Annotated in this window: 24 protein-coding genes and 2 pseudogenes; 19 read left to right on the forward strand and 7 right to left on the reverse strand. The window is 68.5% G+C overall.

Features of this window, described 5'->3' with window-relative positions; translation table 11 throughout:
* Positions 1 to 197 precede the first annotated feature (197 nt).
* Both OG747_RS41645 and OG747_RS41650 read right to left on the reverse strand, forming a co-directional pair.
* Positions 198 to 1,484 carry a sensor histidine kinase gene (locus tag OG747_RS41645; RefSeq protein WP_405884523.1) on the reverse strand — a complete coding sequence of 429 codons (1,287 nt, stop codon included), beginning with the start codon at positions 1,482 to 1,484 and terminating at the stop codon, positions 198 to 200.
* 40 nt (positions 1,485 to 1,524) lie between these two features.
* Positions 1,525 to 2,202: a response regulator transcription factor gene (locus OG747_RS41650; RefSeq protein ID WP_405884524.1), complete on the reverse strand. Its 678-nt coding sequence runs from the start codon at positions 2,200 to 2,202 to the stop codon at positions 1,525 to 1,527.
* Here OG747_RS41650 and OG747_RS41655 point away from each other — a divergent pair.
* Positions 2,201 to 2,473 (forward strand): hypothetical protein, encoded by a 273-nt coding sequence (locus OG747_RS41655; RefSeq protein ID WP_405884525.1) that lies wholly within the window; start codon positions 2,201 to 2,203, stop codon positions 2,471 to 2,473. The two genes, OG747_RS41650 and OG747_RS41655, sit on opposite strands and share 2 nt — an antisense overlap.
* 16 nt (positions 2,474 to 2,489) lie before the next feature.
* Here OG747_RS41655 and OG747_RS41660 read toward each other — a convergent pair whose 3' ends face one another.
* Both OG747_RS41660 and OG747_RS41665 read right to left on the reverse strand, forming a co-directional pair.
* Positions 2,490 to 2,828 (reverse strand): response regulator transcription factor, encoded by a 339-nt coding sequence (locus OG747_RS41660; RefSeq protein ID WP_405884526.1) that lies wholly within the window; start codon positions 2,826 to 2,828, stop codon positions 2,490 to 2,492.
* Between the two features lie 118 nt (positions 2,829 to 2,946).
* Positions 2,947 to 3,894 carry a GlxA family transcriptional regulator gene (locus tag OG747_RS41665; protein WP_405884527.1) on the reverse strand — a complete coding sequence of 316 codons (948 nt, stop codon included), beginning with the start codon at positions 3,892 to 3,894 and terminating at the stop codon, positions 2,947 to 2,949.
* A 288-nt stretch (positions 3,895 to 4,182) separates the two neighbouring features.
* Here OG747_RS41665 and OG747_RS41670 point away from each other — a divergent pair, with 288 nt between their 5' ends.
* From OG747_RS41670 to OG747_RS41695, 6 genes are all read left to right on the forward strand, one after another.
* Positions 4,183 to 4,983: an alpha/beta fold hydrolase gene (locus OG747_RS41670; RefSeq protein WP_405884528.1), complete on the forward strand. Its 801-nt coding sequence runs from the start codon at positions 4,183 to 4,185 to the stop codon at positions 4,981 to 4,983.
* A 160-nt stretch (positions 4,984 to 5,143) separates the two neighbouring features.
* Positions 5,144 to 6,193, forward strand: a complete 1,050-nt coding sequence (locus tag OG747_RS41675; RefSeq protein ID WP_405884529.1) for a nuclear transport factor 2 family protein — start codon at positions 5,144 to 5,146, stop codon at positions 6,191 to 6,193.
* A gap of 170 nt (positions 6,194 to 6,363) precedes the next feature.
* Complete coding sequence (locus OG747_RS41680; RefSeq protein ID WP_405884530.1) at positions 6,364 to 7,119, forward strand: MBL fold metallo-hydrolase; 756 nt, start codon at positions 6,364 to 6,366, stop codon at positions 7,117 to 7,119.
* Positions 7,120 to 7,673: 554 nt separating this feature from the next.
* Positions 7,674 to 8,324 carry a DsbA family protein gene (locus tag OG747_RS41685; RefSeq protein ID WP_405884531.1) on the forward strand — a complete coding sequence of 217 codons (651 nt, stop codon included), beginning with the start codon at positions 7,674 to 7,676 and terminating at the stop codon, positions 8,322 to 8,324.
* Positions 8,325 to 8,361: 37 nt separating this feature from the next.
* The gene (locus tag OG747_RS41690) at positions 8,362 to 9,174 is read left to right on the forward strand and encodes an MBL fold metallo-hydrolase (protein ID WP_405884532.1); all 813 of its coding nucleotides are present in this window, start codon (positions 8,362 to 8,364) and stop codon (positions 9,172 to 9,174) included.
* 2 nt (positions 9,175 to 9,176) lie between these two features.
* Positions 9,177 to 10,016: an MIP/aquaporin family protein gene (locus OG747_RS41695; RefSeq protein WP_405884533.1), complete on the forward strand. Its 840-nt coding sequence runs from the start codon at positions 9,177 to 9,179 to the stop codon at positions 10,014 to 10,016.
* On the opposite strand, the pseudogene OG747_RS41700 reads toward OG747_RS41695, so the two are convergent.
* Positions 9,934 to 10,386: pseudogene (locus OG747_RS41700) on the reverse strand (helix-turn-helix domain-containing protein); the annotation flags it as partial. The gene OG747_RS41695 and the pseudogene OG747_RS41700 sit on opposite strands and share 83 nt — an antisense overlap.
* A 408-nt stretch (positions 10,387 to 10,794) precedes the next feature.
* Between OG747_RS41700 and OG747_RS41705 the strand changes: the two are divergent.
* The 4 genes and pseudogenes from OG747_RS41705 to OG747_RS41720 form a co-directional block, all read left to right on the forward strand.
* Positions 10,795 to 11,286, forward strand: a complete 492-nt coding sequence (locus OG747_RS41705; protein ID WP_405884534.1) for a helix-turn-helix domain-containing protein — start codon at positions 10,795 to 10,797, stop codon at positions 11,284 to 11,286.
* Positions 11,205 to 11,420: a Scr1 family TA system antitoxin-like transcriptional regulator gene (locus OG747_RS41710; protein ID WP_405884535.1), complete on the forward strand. Its 216-nt coding sequence runs from the start codon at positions 11,205 to 11,207 to the stop codon at positions 11,418 to 11,420. Before OG747_RS41705 ends, OG747_RS41710 begins: the two co-directional genes overlap by 82 nt.
* 68 nt (positions 11,421 to 11,488) lie before the next feature.
* A complete protein-coding gene (locus OG747_RS41715) occupies positions 11,489 to 12,280 on the forward strand; it encodes an SAM-dependent methyltransferase (RefSeq protein ID WP_405884536.1) in 792 nt (263 codons plus the stop codon).
* Between the two features lie 106 nt (positions 12,281 to 12,386).
* Positions 12,387 to 12,488 (forward strand): annotated as a pseudogene (locus OG747_RS41720) (hypothetical protein); the annotation flags it as partial.
* A gap of 791 nt (positions 12,489 to 13,279) precedes the next feature.
* Here the strand turns inward: OG747_RS41720 and OG747_RS41725 are convergent.
* Positions 13,280 to 15,052, reverse strand: coding sequence for an amidohydrolase (locus OG747_RS41725; protein ID WP_405884537.1), 1,773 nt, complete (start codon positions 15,050 to 15,052; stop codon positions 13,280 to 13,282).
* Between the two features lie 113 nt (positions 15,053 to 15,165).
* Positions 15,166 to 15,738 carry a hypothetical protein gene (locus OG747_RS41730; RefSeq protein WP_405884538.1) on the reverse strand — a complete coding sequence of 191 codons (573 nt, stop codon included), beginning with the start codon at positions 15,736 to 15,738 and terminating at the stop codon, positions 15,166 to 15,168.
* A gap of 184 nt (positions 15,739 to 15,922) precedes the next feature.
* On the opposite strand from OG747_RS41730, the gene OG747_RS41735 reads away from it, so the two are divergent.
* From OG747_RS41735 to OG747_RS41770, 8 genes are all read left to right on the forward strand, one after another.
* Positions 15,923 to 17,224 carry a histidine kinase gene (locus OG747_RS41735; RefSeq protein ID WP_405884539.1) on the forward strand — a complete coding sequence of 434 codons (1,302 nt, stop codon included), beginning with the start codon at positions 15,923 to 15,925 and terminating at the stop codon, positions 17,222 to 17,224.
* Positions 17,212 to 17,862: a response regulator transcription factor gene (locus tag OG747_RS41740; RefSeq protein WP_212728503.1), complete on the forward strand. Its 651-nt coding sequence runs from the start codon at positions 17,212 to 17,214 to the stop codon at positions 17,860 to 17,862. Before OG747_RS41735 ends, OG747_RS41740 begins: the two co-directional genes overlap by 13 nt.
* 411 nt (positions 17,863 to 18,273) lie before the next feature.
* Positions 18,274 to 19,422, forward strand: coding sequence for an SMI1/KNR4 family protein (locus tag OG747_RS41745; protein WP_405884540.1), 1,149 nt, complete (start codon positions 18,274 to 18,276; stop codon positions 19,420 to 19,422).
* 276 nt (positions 19,423 to 19,698) lie between these two features.
* Positions 19,699 to 19,881: a hypothetical protein gene (locus OG747_RS41750; protein ID WP_405884541.1), complete on the forward strand. Its 183-nt coding sequence runs from the start codon at positions 19,699 to 19,701 to the stop codon at positions 19,879 to 19,881.
* Between the two features lie 329 nt (positions 19,882 to 20,210).
* Positions 20,211 to 21,242 carry a LacI family DNA-binding transcriptional regulator gene (locus OG747_RS41755; RefSeq protein WP_405884542.1) on the forward strand — a complete coding sequence of 344 codons (1,032 nt, stop codon included), beginning with the start codon at positions 20,211 to 20,213 and terminating at the stop codon, positions 21,240 to 21,242.
* A 156-nt stretch (positions 21,243 to 21,398) separates the two neighbouring features.
* On the forward strand, positions 21,399 to 22,646 hold the full coding sequence (locus tag OG747_RS41760) for an extracellular solute-binding protein (protein WP_405884543.1): 1,248 nt from the start codon (positions 21,399 to 21,401) through the stop codon (positions 22,644 to 22,646).
* A 51-nt stretch (positions 22,647 to 22,697) separates the two neighbouring features.
* Positions 22,698 to 23,681 (forward strand): carbohydrate ABC transporter permease, encoded by a 984-nt coding sequence (locus OG747_RS41765; RefSeq protein WP_405884544.1) that lies wholly within the window; start codon positions 22,698 to 22,700, stop codon positions 23,679 to 23,681.
* Entirely contained in the window at positions 23,678 to 24,520 is an 843-nt protein-coding gene (locus OG747_RS41770; RefSeq protein WP_405884545.1) for a carbohydrate ABC transporter permease, read from the forward strand. Before OG747_RS41765 ends, OG747_RS41770 begins: the two co-directional genes overlap by 4 nt.
* Positions 24,521 to 24,580: the final 60 nt, after the last annotated feature.

The following is a 24,580-nucleotide window of genomic DNA, read 5'->3' on the forward strand; positions in this document are numbered from 1 at the left end:
GGGTGCCCGTCCAGCCGTGTCCGGCTTCGCGCGGGCACCGGTTCTGGATCCAGCGTCGATGATCAATCGGCCGCTTGTCTCTCACATGAATGGGTGATGGAGCGTTCTCCGGACCGCGGGGCCGTAAGGAGCGCAGAACACCTCTCTCGACTCTCGACGCCACGGGAGCCTTGAGCACGGCGCCCACTCACACGCCCTCACGCGCGTCCGATCTTCAGGCGCGCGGCCGCGACGTGGCTGCGCGGTTGGTCTTGCCTGGCGATGATCAGGAGCAGACGGGCACCCCCGTCGGTGGTCCGAGGTGGTTCGGCGGTGAGCGTCCCCCCGTGGGCGGTCGCGATGTCACGGGCGATGGCGAGGCCAAGACCGGTGCCGCCCTCGCTGGGGGTACGGGCGTTGTCCAGACGCGTGAAGCGGTCGAAGACCCTCTCTCGGTCAGGTTCGGGGATGCCCGGACCGTCGTCGCTCACCTCGACGACCACCTCATGTTCGGTGTGGCGCACTTCCACGGTCACCGTGCTGTGTGCGTGGCGCAGCGCGTTGTCGAGGAGGTTGGTGAAGAGGCGGGCGAGTGCCGTAGGGCTGCCCAGGATCGCCTCGTCGGGGTCGGAGTCCGTGACGAGGACGACCGGTTGACGGGGATAGCGCTCGGCGAGGGTCCGTCGCAAGAGGTCGGTGACGCGCAGGGGTTGGAGTTTCAGGGGCTGGCGGGCGTCCAGGCGGGCAAGGAGCAGTAGATCGGTGACGATGTCCTCAAGACGTGTGGTGTCGCGCAGGGCTTCGTTGCCGACCGCGGTCCATTCAGCCCGGTCGGGACGGGCCAGGGCCAGCTCAAGACGGGCCTTCAGGGTGGTGAGGGGGCCGCGCAGTTCGTGCGAGGCGTCCGAGGTGAAGGTCCGCAACCGTCCGACGGCACGCTGGAGTTGATCGAGAGTGCCGTTCATCGTCTCCGCCAGCGATGCGACTTCGTCGTCGGAGTCGGGGACGGGGACGCGCCGCTGGAGACTGTGGGCGGTGATGTCGGCGAACTCGGCACGGATGTTCTCCACCGGTCGCAGCGCCCGGCCCATGGCGTACCACGTCAGGTAGGCGACCAGCAGGACCAGCAGGGCGGTACAGGGGACCAGGGCCCAGGTCAGAGTGATGACGGCGGTATGCGCGGGAGCACGGTTCGGAAAAGCCTGCACCAGGATCGGCCCCGTGGGCGTTCCCACACTGGCACTGGCACCCTGGTCTGCTGATGCGGTGGACGATGAGCCGGCGGGGGGCGCGGTGTCCAGGATGATGTCCGGCAGAGCGGCCTGTACGTCGGCCGGAGGTGTTCCTGACCCGAGTTGGTGGGCTGCCTTGTCGACGTGGTCACGAGCCGCGTTCTGGGCGGAGGTGACCAGGTTGGTGTGGACGGCGTAGAGCAGGACCACCGAGCAGGCGGCGAGGGCAAGGCTGGCGACGAGTGCGACGGCGGCGGTGGCACGGACGCGCACGGTCTGCGGCCGCAGCCACAGGCGTCGGCTGCGTCCGCGGTCAGGCTCCGTCGGAGCGGAGCCGGTAGGCCCCGCCGGGCACGGTTTCGATACTGGCCCGGCCGAAGGGCCGGTCGATTTTCCGGCGAAGAGCACTGACGTAGACCTCCACGATGTTCGGGCCGCCCTCGTACGCGCTGTCCCAGACCCGGTCCAGGATGGCGGCCTTGCTGATGGCGATGTCCGGCGTTGCCGCGAGCAGCGTCAGGACGTCGAACTCCCGAGGAGTGAGGGCGATGTCCCTACCCGCGCGGCGGCAGCGGCGGGCTCCTGTGTCGATCTCCAGGTCTCCGAAGTGCTGGACGATCTGCCGCTCCGGGCGCGCGCGGCGTATCAGGGCGTGCAGCCGAGCGGTGAGGACGACGAAGGAGAAGGGCTTCGTCAGGTAGTCGTCGGCCCCGGTTTCCAGTCCTTCCGCTTCGTCGTACTCACCGTCTTTCGCCGTCAGCATCAGGATCGGGGTGTTGTCGCCGATCGACCGCAGGTGGGCGCACACCTTGTAGCCGTTCAGGCCGGGCATCATGACATCGAGAATGATCACGTCGTAGTTGTCGGCCGCTGCCTTGGCAAGACCGTCAAGGCTGTCACTCGCGGCGTCCACCGCGAAACCCTCTGCCCGTAGGCCCTGTTGGAGCAGCTCCACGAGACGGGCGTCGTCGTCCATCACCAGCACACGCATGCCCTCTACCTTGCCCGACCGGTCGTGCCAGGCGCTGAAGAGGATCTTCAGGACGTTCAGTGGCCCTTCAGTCGGCGGATCGGACTGCCTGCGCGACCAGCGGGCAGAGGCAGCCGAATTCGCCGCCCGGCCTGGCAGCACATTCAGCGGCGACGAGTTGATCGACCGGGTGGTGGCCCCCATCATCTACCGGGTCGTCTTCCTGCCCTGGACGCTGCCCAAGGCGGATGCGCGCACGTACGTCGACGAACTCTGCGACCGCTCCGCCTGATCCAAGTGCGGTCGGTTCAATCCGGAGTTCCCGGGGGCGTCGGACTCCGACCCGACAACTCGGCTCCCCGTCTGTGGAGAGCGTTCGCCAGTTGTACGCGCGAGTGAATGCCCAGCTTGGCGAAGATCGACCGGACGTGCGTGCCGATCGTGTTCGGCGACAGACCCAGGTTGTCTGCGACGGCCCGGTTCGTGAGCCCGGAGCCGATCAGACGGGTAACTGCCAGTTCTGTCCTGGTCAGTGCCTCCCACCCCGCTGCGGGGCGAGTCGTCTCCGAGGCCCACTTCGCGTGTCGGACTCCCGCCCCCCGAAGTGCCTCTTGGACGGACAGCAGAGACGTAGAACACGACCTCACATTGGGCGTCTAGCCCGGTTTTGCGGCGGTAAATCCAGGTATTTCAGTCCCGGTGCCTTGAGGTCGGAGAGTCAGGAAGGTCGACGGACTCTGTGACCGCGCAGTGCGGCCTTCGCCGTCAGGCGGCCTGGTGCTGGAAGGTGCGGCGATAGGCCGTGGGCGTGACGCCGAGGGCGTCACGGAATCGGGCGCGCATGTTGGCGCCGCTGCCGAGGCCGCACCGGATGGCGATCTGTTCCATCTGCAGGTCGGTGGTCTCCAGGAGTTCTCGCGCGCGGTTGATGCGGGCGGTCAGGAGCCATTGGTGGGGGCTGACGCCGGTTTCCTGGCGCCATAGGCGGGTCAGGGTGCGTGGGGAGACGCCGGCATGGTCGGCGAGGTGGGGGATGGTGAGGTCTTCTTCGAGGTGGAGCAGGGCCCGTTCACGGGTGTCGGCGAGCGTGGTGGCCTGGGGGGTGGGGAGGGTCCTGTTGATGTATTGGGCCTGTCCGCCGTCGCGGTGTGGGGCGGCGACGATGTCCCTGGCGATGTCGTTCGCGACGGCTGCGCCGAGGTCTTTGCGGACCAGGTGCAGACACAGGTCGATGCCGGCCGTGAATCCCGCGGAGGTCAGGATGGTGTCGTTGTCGATGTAGAGGACGTTGCGGTCGACGCGCAGCCGGGGGTAGAGCTCTTCGAGGTCGTCCGCCTTGGCCCAGTGGGTGGTGACGGTGCGGCCGTCGAGCAGTCCGGCCGAGGCGACGGCGAAGGCGCCGGTGCAGATGGAAGCGATGCGTATCCCGGCGCGGCCGGCGAGCTTGAGAGCGGCCCTCACCCGTGGGCGCGGAGGGCGCCGGAAGTCCTCGAAGCCCGGGACGATGATCGTGTCCGCTTCGGCGAGCGCCTCGAGACCCGCGGTCAGCCCGAGGGTGAAACCGGCGCTCGTGGTCACGGCCTCCTCGGTGTCGCCGCACACGGTGAGCTCGTAGGGGGTGTTCGGACGGGCGTTGAAGATCTGCGTGGGGATCCCCAGATCCATGGGCAGCACGCTGTCGACCGCCAGGACCATGACCCGGTGCTTGTTCATGGCCGCAATATTACGTCCGGCACCAATGTCGCGGCGAGGGACAGGGAGCCGCCGTGCCCTGCCCCAGGGACGTTCCCGGGATGAATCCCCTGATAAAGCTGCTGATCGCGTGACCGGAAAGTAAGGGCCCACCCGCACCGTTCTGGCCTAAAAGATGCGCATGCTGGCAGATGAGCCGTGGCCTGGAAGGGAGATTCCGGAGCAGGATCGAAGAGCGAGCACGGGGCAGCCGACTCCACACACCGGTGGAGCGGTCCGAGAGCCCCGGCCGCGGACGAGGAGCCGGCAATGACTTCGCAGAATGTGGTGGGCCGCTTCTTCGACGTGCAGGGCGGCCAGGTGTACGCCCACGTCCGCGAGGGTGACGGTCCGGCGCTGATCTTCCTGCACTACTGGGGAGGCTCTCGGCGCACCTGGATCCCGGTGCTGGAGCGTCTGGATCCCGGGCAGGGCTTCGTGGCCTACGACCAGCGTGGCTGGGGCGACTCCACGGGCGTGCCGGGACCTTATGACCTGGAGCAGCTCGCGGACGACGCGCAGCGGGTCGTCGACGCGCTCGGATACTCCCGCTATGTGCTGGTCGGGCATTCCATGGGTGGCAAGGTGGCTCAGCTGCTGGCCGCACGCAAGCCCGCCGGTCTGAGGGGAGTCGTCCTCGTGGCGCCCGCGCCGCCCGCGCCGGTCGGGGTGACCGAGCAGGTACAGGAGACGGTTTCCCACGCCTACGACAGCGAGGAGGCGGTTCTTCAGAGCATCGACCTGATGCTGACCCGCGGCGGGCTGACTCCCGAGCTGCGCCGGCAGGTGGTCGAGGACAGTCTGCGCGGCGGCGACGAGGCCCGTCTCGAGTGGCCGCGCCAGGGCCTGGTCCAGGACGTGTCGGCCGGCGTCTCAGCCATCGAGGTGCCGGTGCTGGTTCTCGCGGGCAGCGACGACAAGGTCGACCCGCCGACCGTGCTCGCCGACCACCTGCTGCCGCTGATCCCGACCGCCACGCTGACCGTCCTGAAGGACACCGGCCACCTCTCGCCCCTTGAGGTGCCCGACCAGGTGGCCGCGCACATCGACGCGTTCGTCGCCCAGCTGTAAGCACAGCACTCCAGCCGCACATCCCCCCGTGTGGCGATCGGCTGTCACGCCACGTGCCGTGCAACCGCACCACACCCCCCATACCCGGCACGCGTGAGCGTGCCGCCCGGCCACCGTGCCGATCCGCCCCGGACCGGGGCCCAAATGAAGGAGACACATCATGACCACCGACGCACACCTGTCCCTCTTCGAGCAGCTCGACCTCCCCGACACGAGCCTCACCCGGGACACATTCGCCTTTGCGGCACAGGCCACGCCTGCCTTCATTCACGATCACTGCGTCCGCAGCTACGTCTTCGCCCGCGCCCATGCCCAGAACCAGGGTCTGCGCGCCGGTACCGACTACGACGACGAGCTGCTGTTCGTCGCTTGCGTCCTGCACGACCTGGGACTGAGCGAGGAGGGCAGCAACGGCGACCAGCGTTTCGAGGTCGACGGCGCCGACATCGCAGCGGCATTCCTGCGCGAGCAGGGTGTCGAGGAAGAGCGTATCGCCGTCGCCTGGGACGCCATCGCTCTGCACACCACGGAAGGCATCGCCCCGCGCAAGGGCACGGAGGTGGCGCTGGCCCACTTGGGTATCGCCACCGACATCCTCGGAATCCACCGCGAGAGCCTTCCGGCCGGCCTCGCCGACGAAGTGCACGCCCTGCTGCCGCGTCAGGACCTGGCCCACGGGTTCAGCGACCTCATCATCACCCAGGCCGTGGCCAAGCCCCACAAGGCGTCCCCGACGACCTTCATCGGCGACCTGCTGCGTCGCCACCTGCCCTACGGCGCCTATCCCACCTGGTACGACCTGATCGACGCGGCCGGCTGGGGCGACAAGCCGGTCGGCGTCACCGCCCGGCGCCGTGCCGAGACACCCCAGCAGGTGGGGACCTTGTACATGGAGTACCTGGAGGCCGGCGACGTCGAGGGTTTGGTGTCGCTCTACGAGCCGAACGCCCACTTCGTCCCCACCCCCGGAACCCACCTGGTGGGCACGGACGCCATCCGCCAGGCCATGCAGCAGATGGTCGACAGCGGTGCCCACCTCAAGCTCGAAATGCGCGAGATCCGACAGGTCGACGACGTCGCCCTGGTGTCGAACATCGCCACCCTCACCGGGGTCGGACCGGAACCGGTGGTCTCCACCACCACCGAGATCCTCCGACGCCAGCCGGGCGGCGGCTGGGTTCACGTCGTGGACGACCCGTTCTTCAGCTGACCGCGTCGGGCGGCCTGGGCACGGATGCACAGGCCGCCCGCCCCTCCCAGTGCTTAGCAAGCATCTGATCAATGTTCAGGATGCTGTGAGGGATGTCCGTTGCGGGCCGACCGCGTCCCCGCCTCATCGCCCGGCGGCCCAGCCCCCCATGCCTGTTGAGGAGTTCCTCGATGTCTCCGACCAAGGTCATTGCCATTCCCGTGTTCGGTCGGCACGCCGTCAATGCCTATCTGCTGCTGGGCAGGCAACCGATCATCGTCGACGCCGGAACACCCGGCAGCGGCCGGCTGATTCACGACCAGGTCGCCGCCCACGGCGTGGACCCCAAGGACGTTCGCCTGATCGTCGTCACCCATGGACACATCGACCACTTCGGCTCCGCCGCAGAACTCAGCCGACTCACCGGCGCACCGATCGCCGGCCACATCGCCGACCTCGGCATCTACCAAGCGGGCCGGGTCAGTGAGCCGTACCTGCCCACTGGGCTGTTCGGGCGGCTCTTCGCCCGCACCTCGATGGTGCGCGAAACCGCCGAGCCGTTCGAACCGGACGTGCTCATCCGTGGCGAGACCCACTTGTCGGACTTCGGTGTCGAGGCGCGCATCATGCCCACTCCGGGCCACACCGCCGGCTCCGTCTCCGTCCTCACCGACGACGGCGACCTGGTGGCCGGAGACCTCGTGGCCACCCCGTTGATGGGCTTCGTCAAGGGGCGGCCCGCCAACCCGCCCTTCCACGACGACCGGCTCGGCAACCTGGCGAGCCTGCGCGAGATGCTGGCCCTGGGCCCCACCAAACTCCACGTCGGCCACGGCACGCCCCTCGACCCCGAGCGGGTGGGCCACTGGGCGGCCGCGGAGCAGCGACGGCTCGACCGCCTCATGGCGCGGGGACGCCTGCGCACCAAGGAAGAAGCCGCGGCGTGACCACGGGTCCTCGGACCGGACCGCCAGGTCGGGGCGGGACCTGGCGGTGACTCTGTTCACGCTGGCGGGGCCGCCCTGCCTGGTCGGCGCCGATGACCGTGACGGGGGTGTGCATGGTGGCGCCTCGGGGTCGGGGCCGCCCGGTGAGCGCCGGCCGTCTCTGGAAGATGCCGGCCCCCCGACGAGCCGCCGCCACCGGACAGACTGCCCCCGACAGGTGACCGACATCCCGTCGCGGTCACCTGGGCCACCTCGACTCGCCTTTTCAAGCGTTGCGGTTGGACGACTTCGATGTACCCGGGCAGCCGTTCCTGATCAGTCCTGCGGGCGATTGATCCGTCTTGCGAAGGCAGAGAGCCCGGGGCGGGACGGCGGCCGTCTGGTGGGACTTACAGCGAGGGGGACTCGCGAGGCTGTCAGTTTTTCACCCTAGAGAGTCGTCTGCGTATCCGGGTGTGCTCGCGGCTGTGCCCGCGTTCTGACCATGGCTTTGAGAGTGTCAGCCCGGCCGAGCCAGGGAGCCGGGTGACGGAATCTGGAAAGGACGACACGTGATGAGCTCCGTGGAGCGCATTCGACTGACCTACGCCTTCGACGCCTACTGCGGCTGGTGCTACGGCTTCGGCCAGGCCCTGCACGAGTTCGCCGCCGCCAACGCGGACCGGATCGAGCTGCGGGTGCTGTCCGGCGGCCTGTTCACCGGCTCGCGCGCCTTGCCGGTGTCGGCCTACCCGCACATCCCGGGCGCCAACGAGCGCATCACCGAGCTGACCGGCGTCACTTTCGGCGACGGCTACCGTGCCGCGCTGGCCGACGGCACGGTCGTGATGGACTCCGCCGATGCTGCCACGGGCCTGGTCGCGCTGCGCAGCCAGCCGGGCGTGAACGCCCTGGATGCCGCCGCCGCGATGCAGCGTGCCTGGTACGTCGACGGCCGCAGCCTCTCCGGCGCCGCGGTCTACCGGGACCTCGCCGCCGAGCTGGGGCTGGACGCCGAGGCGGTAGCAGCCGTGTACGCCTCGCCCGCCGCCCGTGCCGAGGCGGAGGCCGACTTCCTCGAGGTGCGTCGTCTGAATGTCGACGGCTACCCGACGCTGCTGCTGCACACCGCACATGGCACCGACCGTCTGGGCGGCCCGGCCTCCTCGGCCGACATGCTCACCCGCGCCCTGAACCAGCACCTGGCCGCTGCCACGGCCGCCTGAACCCACCCCTCACAACACTCTGAAAGGCGGTACTCCCATGTCGTCCACCCTGACGTACACCGTCCACACCGCCGGCGAAACCGGCCTGCACAAGTCGTCCGTCCTGATCACCGGCGAGCGCGAAGCCCTACTGGTCGACGGCCAGTTCACACTGGCCGAGCAGCACCGGGTCCTGGCGGACATCATCGACAGTGGCAAGGAGCTGACCACCGTCGTGGTCACCACCTCCGACCCCGACTACTACTTCGGCCTGGAAGTGATCCGCCAGGCGTTCCCGGAGGCGCGGATCGTCGCCACCGCCACCATCGTGGAGCGGATCAAGGCCAGCTGGGAAGGCAAGCTCAAGACCTGGGCACACCTGGGCAAGAACCTGACCACCGAGGTGATCATCCCCGACGTGCTGGACGGGGACCGCGTCAGCATCGAGGGCCACGACTTCGAGTTCCGCGGCGGCCACCCCGACCTGGTCTGGCGCACCGAGTACCTGTGGCAGCCCGAGGACCGCGCGGTCGTGGGCGGGGTTCTGCTCTTCGCCGGCCTGCACGTGTGGACCGCCGACACCCCAACGCCGCGCGAGCGGGCCGCCTGGGCCGAGACGCTCGCCGAGATGGAGCGGCTCGCCCCGCGCTTCGTGGTGGCCGGCCACCGTTCCGCCGGCTCCGCCACCGACGCCTCCGTGATCGCCTACACCCGCACCTACCTGGCCGAGTTCGAAGAGGAGCTGGCCAAGAGCGGCAACGACTCCGAGGCGCTGAAGGCCGCGATCCTGGAGCGCCACCGGGACCTGGGCCTGCTCGTGGCCCTGGACCTGGGCACCAAGGTTGCCACCGGCGAGATGACCTGGGGCTGACGATGCTCGCCTCGTCCCGTGTGTCCGCCCGGTGGGCCACAGGCACGGTGCCCGGCGGCGGCACCGGTGGAGCCGGCACCGCGGGGCGGTCCGCGACCCCGGGCGGCACGACCGCCAGGGCCGCGGCCGCCGTGGAGTTCGCCCTCACTGCCGGCGTGCTGTTCGTCCTGGTCACCGTCGTCCGCTGGGTGATGGCCTCCCCCATCAGCCAGGCCCTGCCGCAACCGCACCTCCAGCTCGCGGCCGTGGCCGTGATCGTCGGGGCGGCGCTCTCGTGGGCGCTGTCCTGCCCATGGGGCCGTCACTCCGGTGGCCACCTCAACCCGGCCGTCACCCTCGCCCTGTGGCTGACCGGTGCCTTTCCCGGCCGCCGTGTCCTGCCGTACTTCGCCGCCCAGCTCACCGGTTCCGTGGCCGGCACCGGCCTGGCCCGCCTCATATGGGGCCCGGTCGTCGGCGAACGCATGGCCTACGCCGCCCTCCAGCCTGCCCCCGCCTGCTCGGCCGCCGCCGTGTTCACCGCCGAAGCCGCGGCCACCGCCGCGATCCTCACCGTCACCCTGCTGCTGATGTCCCGCCCCACGTGGACGCGCTGGATCCCGCTCGCCCGCCCCGCCGCCACCGCCGTAGCCATCATCACCCTCACCGGCGGATCCGCCAATCCCGCCCGCCAGTTCGGTCCCGCCCTCTGGGCCCACCAGCCCGTCTATTGGTCACATCTGTGGGTCTATCTGGTGGCACCGCTCGCAGGGGCGGCCCTCACTGCCCTGGTCGCCCGGTACCGGGCGTATCGCCTGGGCCATTCTTCGCGGAGCGGCCGAGTACGGTCGCACGGAAGGTGATGGGCGACTGACCGGTGCGCTGATCGAAGTATGTGCTGAAGTCGGTGGCGCTGGTGAAGCTGAGCTGGGCCGCGATACGGGAGGCTGGTTGGTCGCCGTGCGTAAGAAGGCGTTCGGCTTCCAGGATCACCCGCCGGTCGATGAATTCCTTCGCTCCCACGCCTGCGCCGGCCAGGGTGGCCCGAGGGAGGGTGCGGGGCGAGTAGCCCAGAGCCCGGGCGTAGTCCGCCAGGCGGCGCGTGCGGGTGAAGTCGCGTTCGACCGCGTCACGGAAGTCGACGAAGGTCTCCCAAGGATCCGGAGCCGGGCTGCCGACGGGCGCGGTGCGCTGCGAAAGGCGCAGCACCAGGACCGCCAGCACCCTTTCCAGGACCGGCCGGTAGTGCCGCTGCGGTGTGCCAAACCAGTCCCCGCAGAACCAGTGGTCGAAGGTGCGTCGGGGGAGCGTGGCCAACTCCACCTTGCGGGAGCTGAGTTCCTTGCCGACGTTGCGTGCGGTCTCCTCGAAGAGCGGGGCGAACACAGCCCAGTCGTCCCAGTGGCGCTCCTGGAGGAGGACGCGGAACAACGCGGGGTGGGGCATTTCGGTCTTCCTGGGGGCGAAGGTTACGGAAGCGTGGAGCCGAACGTGAGCTGTATCACCGCGTAACTATCCCTCGACGCACGGCAGTTAGAAAGGCCTATTCTGCAATGTGCATCTCTCGATGTGCGGGCTGTGCTGTGCGCTGAGCCCGTGGCGCACTGCTCGGAGTGATGGCTTCCGGAGGAGGGGACTGACGTGGGCGAGCCGCGGTCTGCGCCGACGGTGCTTCAGATCGTCCTTGGCCGACGGTTGACCCAACTGCGCGTGGCCGCCGGCCTGACGGCGCAGGAGGCTGCCAAGCGGCTGCGCATGGCGCACACGACGATCACCAGGATTGAGCGAGCAGAAACATCCTTGAAGTGGGCAACTGGCAACGCGCTGCTGGAAATATACGAAGTCAGCGAGGCGGAAATCGCCGAGTTCCTCGACCTGACTGAGAAAGCGAATCGGCCAGGCTGGTGGCAGGGCTTCCGCGACGTGCTCCCGAGCTGGTTCGGTGTTCACGTTGCCTTGGAGGCGGCCGCGACTAGCATCCGGACCTACGAACCTGCCGTCGTGCCGGACCTACGAACCTGCCGTCGTGCCGGACCTACGAACCTGCCGTCGTGCCGGGGCTGCTCCAGACCGAGGGCTATGCCCGTGCTGTGCTGGGACTCGGGTTGCCGCGTATATCTCCCGAGATCCTAGAAAGACGCGTGAGCCTGCGCGCGAAGCGCCAGGAACTACTGAAGCGCACGGACCCGGAGCCGCCTCAGTTGTGGGCCATCATGGATGAGGCCGAGGGGGCTAAGTCAGGCTTGGCCGATTTCCCTCTGGCCTGAGTCGGGTAGGGCCGATTGGCGGCGGCCTTCGATTTGTTTGTTTGTTTGTGACTGAGAGAGGACCGAGGATGACATTACGCCCCATCGACACCAGCAGGCCCCATCCGGCGCGCATGTATGACTACTATCTGGGAGGGAAGGATAGTTATCCCGTCGATGAAGAGGCGGCGGAGCAGGCTATATCCCTGTTTCCGGGTATCAAGGTTGCCGCGCGGACTAACCGACACTTCATGCATCGAGCTTCCCAGCTCTTGGCTGGTCACGGCATTCGGCAGTTCCTCGACATTGGAACTGGAATCCCGACTGAACCGAACCTTCACCAGGTTGTCCAGGCAATAAACCCTGCCGCACACGTGGTGTACGTGGACAATGATCCCATCGTGCTGCGTCACGCTGAGGCGCTTCTACGGAGTACCCCCGAGGGGTCGACCAAATACATAGAGGCGGACGTCAGAGATCCCGGAAAGATCATCGACTCGGCGAGGGAGATCCTTAGCTTCGACGAGCCGATCGCGCTGTCTATGGTGGCTCTCCTGCATTTCGTCTCGGACGAGTATGGCCCATACGAACTTGTGGATAAACTTCTCGCACCCCTACCTGTGGGGAGCTACCTCATGCTGTCGCATGTAACGGGCGACTTTGAACCTGAGGTGTGGGATCGCATCGTCGGCATCTATCGGAAGAGCGGCATTCCCGCCCAGGTGCGATCGCGTGACGAATTCGCTCGCTTCTTCGACGGCCTGGAACTCCTTGACCCGGGCATCGAGGTTGCCACACGCTGGCGCCCTGAACCCGATCTGGAGATCAACGACGAACGGGTTCCTGTCTACGTAGGAGTTGCTCGCAAGACGCGCAGGTAGGTTGTTGAACGCGTCGATCATCAGACGACGACCCTGGTCGGTGTCGGCCGAGCGGTGGGGCGGATGGTGACAGGTTGGGAGGGACAGGGACTGCAGCGGATCGAGGATGGGTGTGGCGGCGGTGGTGCCCGGCGCGGAGCCGGTGGTGTTCCTGTTGGTCGGGCTGACCGGATCTGGGAAGACCACGTACGCCAGGCGGCGGCTGGAGCTCGGCGGTGCGGTGCGGCTGTCGGTCGACGAGCGGGTACATGCCCGGCACGGCCGGTACGGCGTGGACTGTCCCGAGCGGGAGTACTTCGGCCTGGGATGCCCCGGTGGTCGCCGAAGTCCGGGACGAACTGACCAGGCCGGTGTCCGCGGGTCGTTGCGCTGTGCTGGACTACGGGCTGTGGACGCGCAAGGAACGCGACGAGTGGAAGAACCTCGTTCCGGAGTCCGGGGTCCGGAGTCCGGCCCCGGCTCCTGTATCTCCCCGTCCCGCGCGATGAGCTGCTGCGGCGCCTCGAAGCACGCAACCAGCGCGAGGATGCCAACGCGTTGGCCGTCACTGCCGAGGCGCTGGACGACTTCTACGACCGGTTCGAGCCGCCCGAGGGCGAGGGCGAGCAGATCATCGAGCCCGCCTCGTTCTGACCCGCGCCCGACGTCGGGGCCGCCAGGTGGCGACCAGCCGTGTCTCCTGTCCCTTCTCAATTGGTCTGGCCCGAAGCCGTGCTCGTGACCTGCGGCGACCAGATCAGCTGAGATAAGCAGCGGCTCGGAATCTCAACTGATCCGGTCCGGTGCGTGCGGATGCTGCACGTCGTCTCAGCCGATCTGGTCTGCTGGTGCCGGGGTGCCCGGAGACCAGTGGATGGGCTTGGATGAACGCTGTGGGTCGCTGGAGTAATCTCCCGTTTTCCTACGCTGCGAGACGTGCGTCGCCTGTTGGGGGTCTCAGGGGGTGTTCGCAGTCGGCGGGCCCGTACTCAACCCCTCGGCTGGGTGACCTTCGGGGCGTCAGCAGTGGGCAAAGGCTGCGGACATGGCCTTTCGCAGGACGGGGGCGGGGCCTGGGAGCGTGGGAGAGGGCGGGTAGACGGTCCTGCCCTCCTTGATGGTCTCCACGACGATGATGTCCTTGATCTTCCGCTCGGGGATCGTGAGCGGGTTGTGGCTGAGGATCACGAAGTCGGCGAGCTTGCCGACCTCGATGCTGCCCTTGGTGTCCTCTTCGAAGTACTGGCGGGCGGCGTTGATGGTGATGGACTTCACCGCGTCCAGGGCCGACACACACTGGTCCGGGCCCAGGACGCTTCCTGAGCGGGTGACGCGGGTGACGCGGGTGACCTGGCTGGACAGGATGGCGATCGAGTTGGGCAGGGCGACGGGGGCGTCATGGTGTGAGGTGTAGGCCATGCCGCGGTCCACCGCCCACCGGGCCGGCGAGATGTCGACAGCACGTTCGGGACCGAGCACGGTCTTGCGGTACCAGTCGCCCCAGTAGTAGGTGTGCATGGAGAAGAACGACGGGATGATCCCGAGTTCCCGAAACGCCTCGACCTGGTCCTCGCGGGCGGTCTGGCAGTGGATCGCCGTCGTACGCCGGTCCTGTCCGGCTTCTTTGGTGGCCGTGCGCACGCACTGGATGAGCTGGTCGATGGCGGCGTCGCCGTTCACGTGCGCGATGACGTGCCAGTTGTTGGCGAAACCCGCCCGGACCTGGGCCAGGACGTCCTTGTCCGGCAGGGTCGCATAGCCGCGGTAGTTCTCGTTCTGGCCGTCGGGAGGGGTGAGGTAGGGCTCGGTGAGCCAGGCGGTGCGCCCCTGGGGCGAGCCGTCCAGGAGCAGCTTCACTCCGGCCGTCCGCAGGCCCTTGGTGTACTCCCGGCTCGACTGGACCGTGTCAGGGGATTTCATGGCCTGGTCGGCCTTGACGTAGACGACCACGTCGGTGGGCAGGCCATCGGGGTGGGCGTCCGCGACCTGCCGCAGGAGGCCCAGGACCTCCAGGCTCGCTCCACCCTCCTGCACGGTCGTGAAGCCGAACCTCGCCGCCGCCAGGAGGCCCACGGCCAGGAACTGCCCGCTGTCGATGGGGTCCATCCCGGCGACGGCCAGGTCGGCGGCGGGGTTGAACGCGGTCTCTTCCAGCACCCCGTTCGGCTCTCCGTACACGGGCTCGGATTCGGTCGCGCGCTCCAGCCTCCGCCGGATCACCCCACCCTTCGGGTCCGGTGTCGTGGCGGTGTACTTAAGCCGTTCGAGCCCCAGGCTGTTGACCGCTCCCAGATGGAAGGACTGGTGGATCGCCAGAACAGGCTTCTCGGTGGAGACCACGTCCAGGTCGTGGCGGGTGGGGTGCTTGCCCTCGGTGAGCATGGAGTCGTCGTAACCGAAACCGATGATCCAGTCCGAGCGTTTCCCCACCTCGCTTTCGGCGAACGCGCGCAGCTTGTCCTGGAGGGATGCGATGTCGGTGACGTTGCCGTCGGGAGCGGCCAGGAGATTGGCGATGGTGGCCTGCAGGCCGGTGCCGGTGATGTGGCCGTGCGCATCGATGAAACCCGGCAGCAGAGCCTGGTCCGGCAGCAGGTCGTGCAACCGCGTGTCTGACCCCTGCCACTTGGCCTGCGCCTGGGACAGGTTGCCGACGAAGACGATCCGGCCGTCCTTGACCGCCACCGCCTCGGGCGCTGCCGACTTCTCGTCGGTGACCGTCACGATGAAACCGCCGGAGAAGATGATGTCGGCATCTCCAGACCGCGTTCCCGGCGAGATTTCCTGGGACATCACACACCACCTGTTCTCCTGGTAATGATCAACCTTCACCACGAAGAGTAGTCAATTACATGCGAAACGTGATTGATCGACGCCGGTCAGCAGCGGGAAGCCGCGCCTCTCGGTCACCAGCCCGTCCGGACACCTCGGCCCGGGTCCCGGGACGGACGCGGCAGCGAGCGGACCGCCAACAGCGTGCACAGCGTCGCCATGGGCAGCTCGGCGCCCAGGGCCATCACGACGGCCGTGGTGAACTCGGTGCCTGCGGCCGAAGTTGTCACGTCGAACCAGGCATCGGTGACCAGGAGGGCGGCGGTGGCCGTGGCCGTGAGGGCGCAGCGGGGATCCCGGCGCAGCAGCAGCCGGCCGGTGGTAGCCAGACCGAGCGCCTCGAGGGCGTCGAGTCCCACCCAGGCGGTCGACCAGTGCCGGACGCGCATGGTGGCCGGCAGGGTCTTCGCGAGGACAACGAGCCAGGGCAGCATGGCCACGCCGCAGCCGACGAGCGCCAGGCTGAGGCAACGGGGCTCGCCACCGCGCCACTTGCGTCGCGACGACGGCCCAGGACCGGGCGCCGCCTCCGCGTCGTACGGAACTCCGGTCTCCTGGAGTTCGGTGACCGTCCGCCCCGCGGACCGCGGCTGCTGAGGCGCCTGCTCACGGTGGGCTCCCGGATCTTGCGCGTGTGGTGCGTCCATGGCGTCTTCCACCCCGTCTCTGTCAGTACCGCAGCGGGTCTGCGGCCTTGTGGAAACAGCGTGGCTGCGGGGCGCGCGAAGGTCAGTAACGGACGGATCCGGCTTCGGGGTGGTGCGGACTTCACCATCGAACCTGAAGACAGGTGCATGGTCCCCGCCCCACCTGGAGCTTTACGGTCGGTCTATGACGCTCTCCTCCGTACTCGGGCCGCCCCGCCGTTTACTGCGACGACGGGTCAGGACGGCCCGGCAGGACACCACCTTCCTGGCCGCGGGCGTGGTGCCGCATCTCGCCGCGGTACCGGCGTGGCTGTGGCTCGGGGCCAAGCCGATCGTCAGATCGGTGCACACGCCTTGGGACATAGTTCCCGGCCTGGTCGCCGTCGTCCTCCTGCTCCTCCTGGTCGCGCTGCCGCTGACGGCGGCTCAAAGGTGGCGTCATCGAGAACTGCTCGGAGCGGACATCCCCCGCTCCCTGCCGGCCTCGGCACCGGCGGGAGAGCGTCTGGGGCCGCATCACCCGCTCCGTCTGCTCGCTTCCGCGCAGACCTGGCGGAAGGCCGCCTACCACACGCTCCTGGGGCCGCTTCTCGCCGCCGCGGAAGTGCTGGTCCTGGCCGTATGGGGCACCGGCATCGCGTGCGCCACCGTCTACGGGTGGATGTGGGTGGTGCTCCCGCACACGGGACTCACCGACCTTTACACGATCCAGGCGGCGTACGTCACCGCGGTAGGCGTGCTGCTCCTCGCCGCGGCGCCCCCGCTCGCCGCGGCGGTGACCCGGGTGGAGACCCGCGCGGCGCGGGTGCTGCTCGGGCCCAGCCGTGCGCAGCGACTCGAGCGGCGGGTCACGGATCTCGCCGTGAGCCGCGCCGACCTGGCCGAGGCGGCCGACGCCGAGCGCCGCCGGATCGAACGCGATCTGCACGACGGCACTCAGCAGCGCCTGGTCTCCCTCGCGGTCAACCTGGGGTTGGCCAGGGCGACGCTCACGGACCTGCCGGACGAGGCGCGCAGGGTGATCGACGAGGCGCACCGTGAGGCGAAGGAGGCCATCAGCGAACTGAACGACCTTGTCCGCGGACTGCATCCCGCGGTGCTCGACGACCGCGGCCTCGACGCGGCGCTGTCCGGTCTGGCCGCCCGGGTACCGTTGCCCGTACGCCTCCACGTCGACCTGGACGGGCGTGTGGCGCCCGGTGCCGAATCGGTCGCGTACTTCGTCGTCTCCGAGGCGCTGACCAACGTCACCAAGCACGCCCGCGCCACACGCGTGGACGTGAGCGTACGGCGGACCGGAAAGGCGGTGCGGGTGGAGGTCACCGACGACGGTGTGGGCGGCGCCGACACGGCCGCCGGCACCGGGCTGACCGGGCTGGCCAAGCGCGTCGGTTCCGTCGACGGCGTCTTCCGGATCAGCAGCCCCGCCGGAGGCCCGACCACGGTCGCCGCGGAGCTGCCGTGGGAGTCGCTGTGCGAGCGGTGATCGCCGAGGACTCCGTGCTGCTGCGGGTGGGGCTGGTCAAGGTGCTTGAGATGGCGGGCTTCGAGGTCAGGGCCGAAGTGGGCGACACCGAGGCGCTGTTGGCCTCGGTCGGGGAACACCGGCCCGATCTGGCGCTGATCGACGTCCGCATGCCGCCCGGTTTCACCGACGAGGGCGTGCACGCGGCGCTGGCGATCCGTCGGCAGTGGCCGGCGACGGCCGTCGTGCTGCTGTCCCAGTACGTCGAGGAGCGGTACGCCGCCGACCTGCTGACCGCCGACACCAGCGGGGTGGGCTATCTGCTCAAGCAACGCGTCGCCGACGTCGAGGAGTTCGCCGCGACGGTACGGCGGGTGGCGGCCGGCGGCACGGCACTGGATCCGCAGGTCGTCGCCCAGTTGCTACTGCGCCGTGACAGTGACCCGCTGGAGCGGCTGACGCCGCGCGAGCGAGAGGTACTCGCCCTGATGGCCGAAGGCCGCTCGAACGCCGCCATCGCCGAAGACCTGGTCGTCACCGACAGCGCGGTCGCCAAACACATCAACAACATCTTCGCCAAGCTCGACCTGCCCCCCGCGGACGGCCATCACAGGCGCGTCCTTGCCGTCCTGCGTTTCCTGCACGCCGCACCCAACTGACGGCCCCGTCAATTGATCGTCGGCTTCGCCCTCCTGGCAGGGCCACCGGCAGCCCACGGGCCCACCGTGAGACAAGCCACCTTGAACGAGACGCGAGTCACCCCAGTGGGTGACCGCACCCTCGACAACAGCCACCGGACATGAGATTCGAGGCCATCCCGCTCGGATCAGTGACACTTCTCCAAGCTCAGTGAGACGAGACAACAGCAGCACCAACGGGAACAGATCATCTGAGACGACGGGCGAATCGGGCCAGATCATTTGAGACAGGGATCAGATCGGCTGAGACGGAACATCTCCTCAGCCGCCCACCAGGCGGGGACGGTCTGTCCTGTGCCACCGAATGTTGATCGCGACGGCCGGCAGCGCTATGCCGCCGCGTTGTCAGCGCCTGTCTCTAGAGTCGGCCGCATGACTACCGACCTGGTCGAGAACTCCTGGGACCGCATTGACAGTTGGCTGTGGGAACACGCCCCTCGTACATTCGTCTCGCTCGGCCCGCCTGCGGCGGACGAGGAGATACGGGCGGTGGAGGAGGAGCTGAACGTCACCTTCCATCCCGACCTGGTCGCGTCGCTGCGTCGACACAACGGGGCGCGGGGCGGCGCGGAGGCGTTTCGGTTCCCGACGCACGACCGGCTGCTCGGCGGGCGGGAGATCGTCGAAGCGACCGGTCTCCTGCGGGACATCGGCGCCGACCTGGACGAGGAGGAGGCCGAGTACTACTGGCAGCACGGCTACCTCAAGTTCGGTTCCTACGAGGTTACCGCCGACGGCCTCACCATCGACTGCCGCCCCGGGAGGGACTCCTACGGTGCGATCGGGCGGTTCTTCGACGAGACCGGAACGGACTTCGGGCGCGCCGACTCGCTGGGCGCCTATCTGGCGGAAGTGGCGGACCAGTTGGAGGGCGGCAAGGGCCGGAGCGCAGTGGCGTTCAACGGCCGACTGATCTGGGAGTCCGCGCGTACACCCCGGCCGGAGTGGGGCAGCGCCGACGACCCCCTTCCCGGGCCGGAGGCACAGCTCCCGCCGTTGGATCTGCCCGGAGGCGGGATGAAACCGCTGCCGGTGGCGTACCTGCATGGGCTGCAAGAACTTGGCGCGCTGGTCGCCACCCTGCCCCATGAACGCGTGGCCGAGGCGGCGTGCAAGCAGATGCGCAGGCTGGCCGTCGAGACCGGGCTGGCCAAGTACCCCGAGGTCAGTGCGGCTCTGGACGCGCTGGGGCGGGACGAGACCATCTCGCCGGGCCAGGTCGGCCCGCTGGGCCTGCGGCTGCGCAAGGTGATCGTCCAGGCGAACGCACACCGGGACGACCTCCGCAGATGGGCGGCGGAGAAGATGGTAGAGGCGGTATGGGGCTCGCCGCACCGGGCGGTGTACGGGATCGCGACCACCCGCAGCCACCTGAGCGTCGACTGGCGCGCCGAACTGCTCGCCGACTTCGGCAACCCGCCCATCCCACAGATGCCCGACGACCGCTTCTGGGGGACTCTGCGTAACCCCGACATCGACTCCATCTGGTACGCGGCCCGTTATGCCCAGGAACAAGGCTGATGATTCGACCTACGGGCACGCAGGCCATGGAGACCTCGACCAGGCCGGCTCAGACCTCGATGGCACAGGACACCAGGATCGGCTGTCCCGTGCCATCGGGAGCTGAGCGTTGTCACCGAATCTTGGGTACTGGCGGATTTGTGCCAGCGAAGTTTCAGCGATTCTGGGATGAAGTAATCGAGGCTGCCGCTGGCTCAGGGCTTCGGCAACGGCCCGCTCGCTCGGATCGCTGCGCCGACCCTGGTACTGCATGGCGAGGGCGACCCGCTGCTGCGCGTGGCAGCCGCGCGCGACATCGCCGATGCCATCCCCGGCGCCCACCTGCGCACCCTGCCCGCAGTCGGCCACTTCCTTGCCCGGGACGACTGGGCCACTTACGCCGACGAACTGCGCGCTCTCGCCGGCCGCGCCGATGAGCAACCATCCACCATCGGGCATAAATGCGGCAAAGCATGTTGAAACGGTCGGCGCGAATCAACATCAAACGCCTTCTGGGGTCTCCGTGGTTTCCCTGCGGGTTCGGACGCTGGACGAGGTGGATCGAACCGGTTCGAGGGAAGCTAGCACCGCAGAAATCCACCAGCAATACTTCCGACACAGGGAGTTGCAGCAGCTCCTCCTGGATTCCAGGGTCGTTACGAGAAGTGTCATGAGAGGTGTTGACAGCCGCTGGGGTTGTTCCTACCTTCACTTCACGCGAACCGGTTCGACAGCTGGTTCGCCGACCGACTCCGTTCGATCGTGTTCCCCGGAGTCATCGAACCGGTTCGACCTTTCAAGGAGTGCCCGTGAACATCGGTGAGATCGCCCAGCGGGCCGGTGTCTCGCGGAGCACCGTGTCCTACGCGCTGAGCGGCAAGCGCCCCGTGTCGGAGGACACCCGCCGGAAGATCCAGCGCGTCATCGACGAGCTGGGCTACCGGCCCAACGCCAGTGCGCGCGCCCTGGCCAACGGCCGGACCAACACGATCGGCCTGGTCTTTCCGCCGGCCGGCAACCACTACACAGGGATGCAACTCGACTTCATCGGCAGTGTGGTGGAGGCGGCAGCGGCCCATGACTACGACGTGCTGCTGTCTCCCAGCGGCGTCGACAGCGACCGCTCGTTCCAGCGGCTGCTGGGGGAGCGGCGGGTCGACGGCGCGATCCTGATGGAGATCAGACTGGAGGACGACCGGGTCGATCACCTGGCCGCCCTCGGCTTCCCCTCCGTCGCCATCGGCCGGACCGCACATCCCGAGGGCACCTGGTGGGTCGGGCTGGATCACACCGCGCTGGTGGAGGCGTGCATCCATCACCTCGCGGATCTCGGCCACCGCAGGGTCGCTTTCGTCAACCGGCCCGAGCAGTTGCTGCGGGCCGGATACGAGTCCGCCCACCGCGGGCTGGACGGCTTCACCAAGGCCGCGGCCGAGCGCGGGCTGGCCGTCCGGACGTACTGCTGCGGGGACGACGCCGCGTCCGGCCAGGCGTGCCTGGAACAGATCCTGCACGAAGACCCGGCCACCACGGCCCTGGTCACCCTCAACGAGGCCGCGCTCGGCGGCTTGTACCGCGGGCTGGCCCAGGCCGGCCGTCATGTACCGCGCGACTTCTCCGTCACCGGAGTCGTGGCAGGCCGGTGGGCGGAGACGGTGACCCCGCAGCTCACCGCGGCGGACGTACCGGCGGAGGAGATGGGCCGACATGCCGTCGACCTCCTCGTCGAGCGGCTCGACCATCCCGACGCGCCGCCCCGGCACCACCTGCTCGCGCCGCCGATCTCGCTCCGCGCCAGCACGGGACCCGTCACCGGCACACCGTCCACCGAGGCCCCCTGACCTCGGCCCCCGGCACCACCTCCTGACCACGGATCACGGGCATCCTCCGTCCCCCCCTCACCGTACGCACCGCTCGCCGTGGCTGTTCGGCATGCCCGCTTCCCCCCTCGTCACCCTCCCTCGGCACACCCGTGCCAGAAAACGAAGGAACGCGCAATGCACAGCTCCGTCAGACGGCTCCGCCTCACCGCCGCGACCGTGACTGTCCTCGCCGTCGCCGGCACCGCCACCGCTTGTTCCTCCGGTGCGGGCAGCACCGGCACCAAGGCCGCGGACAGCGGCACCTACACCATCTGGGACCCGTACCCGCAGTTCGACAAGAGCTCCGCGTGGGCGAAGCTGCTCGACGCCTGCGGCACCAAGGCCGGGGTGAAGATCAAGCGGACCGCGTTCGACACCAGCGACCTGGCGAACAAGGCGCTGCTGGCGGCCCAGCAGGACAACTCCGCCGACGTGCTCATCGTCGACAACCCGGTGGTGTCGACCCTGGCCGAGGCCGGCGTCCTCACCACGACCGAGGACAACAAGCTGGACACCTCGAAGGTGGACGCCAACCTCCTCGCGGCCGGACAGTCGGGCGGCAAGACGTACGGCACGCCGATCGGCGCCAACACCCTCGCCGTCTACTACAACAAGAAGGTGCTGAAGGAGGCCGGGGTGGACATAGCCTCGGTCAAGGACTGGAAGTCGCTGACGGCGGCGCTCGCGAAGGTCAAGAAGGCGGGCAAGAAGGGCATCACGTTCTCCGCGATCGGTACGGAGGAGGGCACCTTCCAGTTCCTGCCCTGGTACTGGGGGTCGGGCGCCCAGCTGACCGCGCTCGGCTCAGGGCAGGCTGTCGCCGCGCTGACGCTGTGGAAGGACTGGCTGAAGAACGGCTACGCCCCGAACTCGGTCCTCAACAACACGCAGACGACCAGCTGGCAGGAGTTCGCGAGCGGCGACTACGCGTTCAGCGAGAACGGCACCTGGCAGCTCGCCAACGCCAAGAAGGCCGGCTTCGACTACGGGGTCATCCCCGTTCCCGCCACCGACGGCGGCAACGCGGCCGCCCCGACCGGCGGCGAGTTCGTCACCATCCCGGTCCAGGGCAAGACCGACCGCTACACGACGTCACAGAAGATCGTGACCTGCCTGACCAGCACCGACAACCTCCTCAACACCGACACCACACTGTCCTACGTGGCACCCACCACCGAGGTCCAGGACAAGCAGGTCGCGGCGAACGCCGAGCTGAAGCCCTGGGTCGACGCGGTCAAGGCGGCCAAGGGACGCACCAGCGACGACCTGGGTACCAAGTACCCGAAGATCTCCGAGCAGTTGTGGAAGGCGGTCCAGTCCGCTCTCAGCGGCTCGCAGTCGCCGAAGGACGCGCTGGCCGCGGCGCAGTCCGCCGTCAAGTAGCGCGCCGTCAAGCAGTCCACCGTCACGCAGTCAGGACCTTCTGGACCGTCGATGAATGACACGACACAACTGTCGGACCGCAGGTCCGCGCGCTCCCGGAACGGGGCGGCCACCGCCGCCCCGCCCCCGGCCGCCGTCAAGACGCGGCGCCGGCCCACGTCCCAGCAGTGGGCCGCCTGGGGATTCCTCGCCCCGGTGACCCTCTACCTCGTCCTCTTCTACGCCTATCCCCTCTACCGCAACATCGACCTGAGCCTGCGCAACTACACGGTCCGGTCCTTCGTCCAGGGCGATGCACCGTTCACGGGGCCGGCGAACTACCGCACCGTCCTCGACGACCCGACCTTCGCCCCGGCCCTGCTCCACACCGTGGTCTTCACCACCGTGTGTCTGGTCTTCCAGTACGCCATCGGCCTGGCCCTCGCGGTCTTCTTCAACCAGCGGTTCCGGCTCTCCGCGACCCTGCGAGCCCTCTTCCTGGTGCCCTGGCTGCTCCCGCTGATCGTCTCGGCGTCCACCTGGTCGTGGATGCTCAACAGCGACTCCGGTGTCGTCAACGCCACCCTGCACGCCGTCGGTATCGGGCCGGTGAACTGGCTGACCGCACCGGGCTGGTCGCTGGCCTCGGTGATCATCGCGAACATCTGGATCGGCGTCCCGTTCAACCTGGTGGTCCTCCACAGCGGCCTGCAGTCCATCCCCGCGAGCCTCTACGAGGCCGCCGCCCTCGACGGCGCGAACGCCTGGCAGCGGTTCTGGCGGATCACCTTCCCGCTCCTGCGCCCGGTGTCCGCGATCACCCTGCTGCTGGGCCTGGTCTACACGCTCAAGGTCTTCGACATCATCTGGATCATGACCAAGGGCGGCCCGGCCGACTCGTCCACCACCTTCGCCACCTGGTCCTACCAGCTCGGCTTCGGCAACCTGCTGCCCGCCTTCGGCCCCGGAGCGGCCGTCGGCAACCTGCTCGTGGTCGCCGCCCTGGTGTTCGGACTGGTCTACGTCAGGGTCCAGCGGAAGCAGGCGTTGTCATGACGAGAACACGAACCGCCACGGGTCCGCGTGGCCGTACGTGGTGGCAGACGGCCATCGGCGTGCTGTTCACCGCGGTGATGCTCTTCCCGGTCTACTGGATGCTCAACGTGTCCTTCACCCGCGACCAGGACATGCGCAAGAGCCCGCCGGACCTGATCCCCGTGCATGGCACCCTGGAGGGGTACCGCGCCGTCCTGGACCAGCAGTTGCCCTACCTCGGCACCAGCCTCGTCATCGGCCTGGGCACCGTGGTCCTCACCGTGGCACTGGCCGCGCCCGCAGGCTACGCACTCGCCAAACTGCGCCCGCGCGGCGGCGGCGTCCTCAGCTTCCTCTTCCTGGTCGCCCAGATGATCCCCGGCATCATCATGGCGATGGGCTTCTACGCCATCTACCTCAGCCTCGGCCTGCTCCAGTCGGTGCCCGGCCTGATCGTCGCGGACTCCACGCTGGCCGTGCCGTTCGCCGTGCTGATCTTCACCGCGTTCATGTCCGGCATCCCCGGCGAACTGCTTCAGGCCGCGAAAACGGACGGAGCCGGGCCGGTGCGCACCTTCCGGTCGATCGTGCTGCCCATGAGCCGCAACGCCGTCGTCACGGTGTCGCTGTTCGCGTTCCTGTGGTCCTGGTCCGACTTCGTCTTCGCCAGCACCCTCGCGAACGGCGGCGCGCACGAGCCGATCACCCTCGGCATCTACCACTACATCGGCAACAACAACCAAGAGTGGAACGCCATCATGGCCACCGCCGTCGTGGCCTCGCTGCCCGCCGCGGTGATTCTGGTGCTCGCCCAGCGTTACGTTGCCGCCGGCGTGACCGCCGGCGCCGTCAAGGACTGACTCCTCCCCACCGCGTCACGGTCCACCACCGGCCGCCTGCCGCCGGCCCGTCATTCCTGC

This window comes from Streptomyces sp. NBC_01384, from assembly GCF_045040035.1.
Taxonomy (GTDB): Bacteria; Actinomycetota; Actinomycetes; order Streptomycetales; family Streptomycetaceae; genus Streptomyces.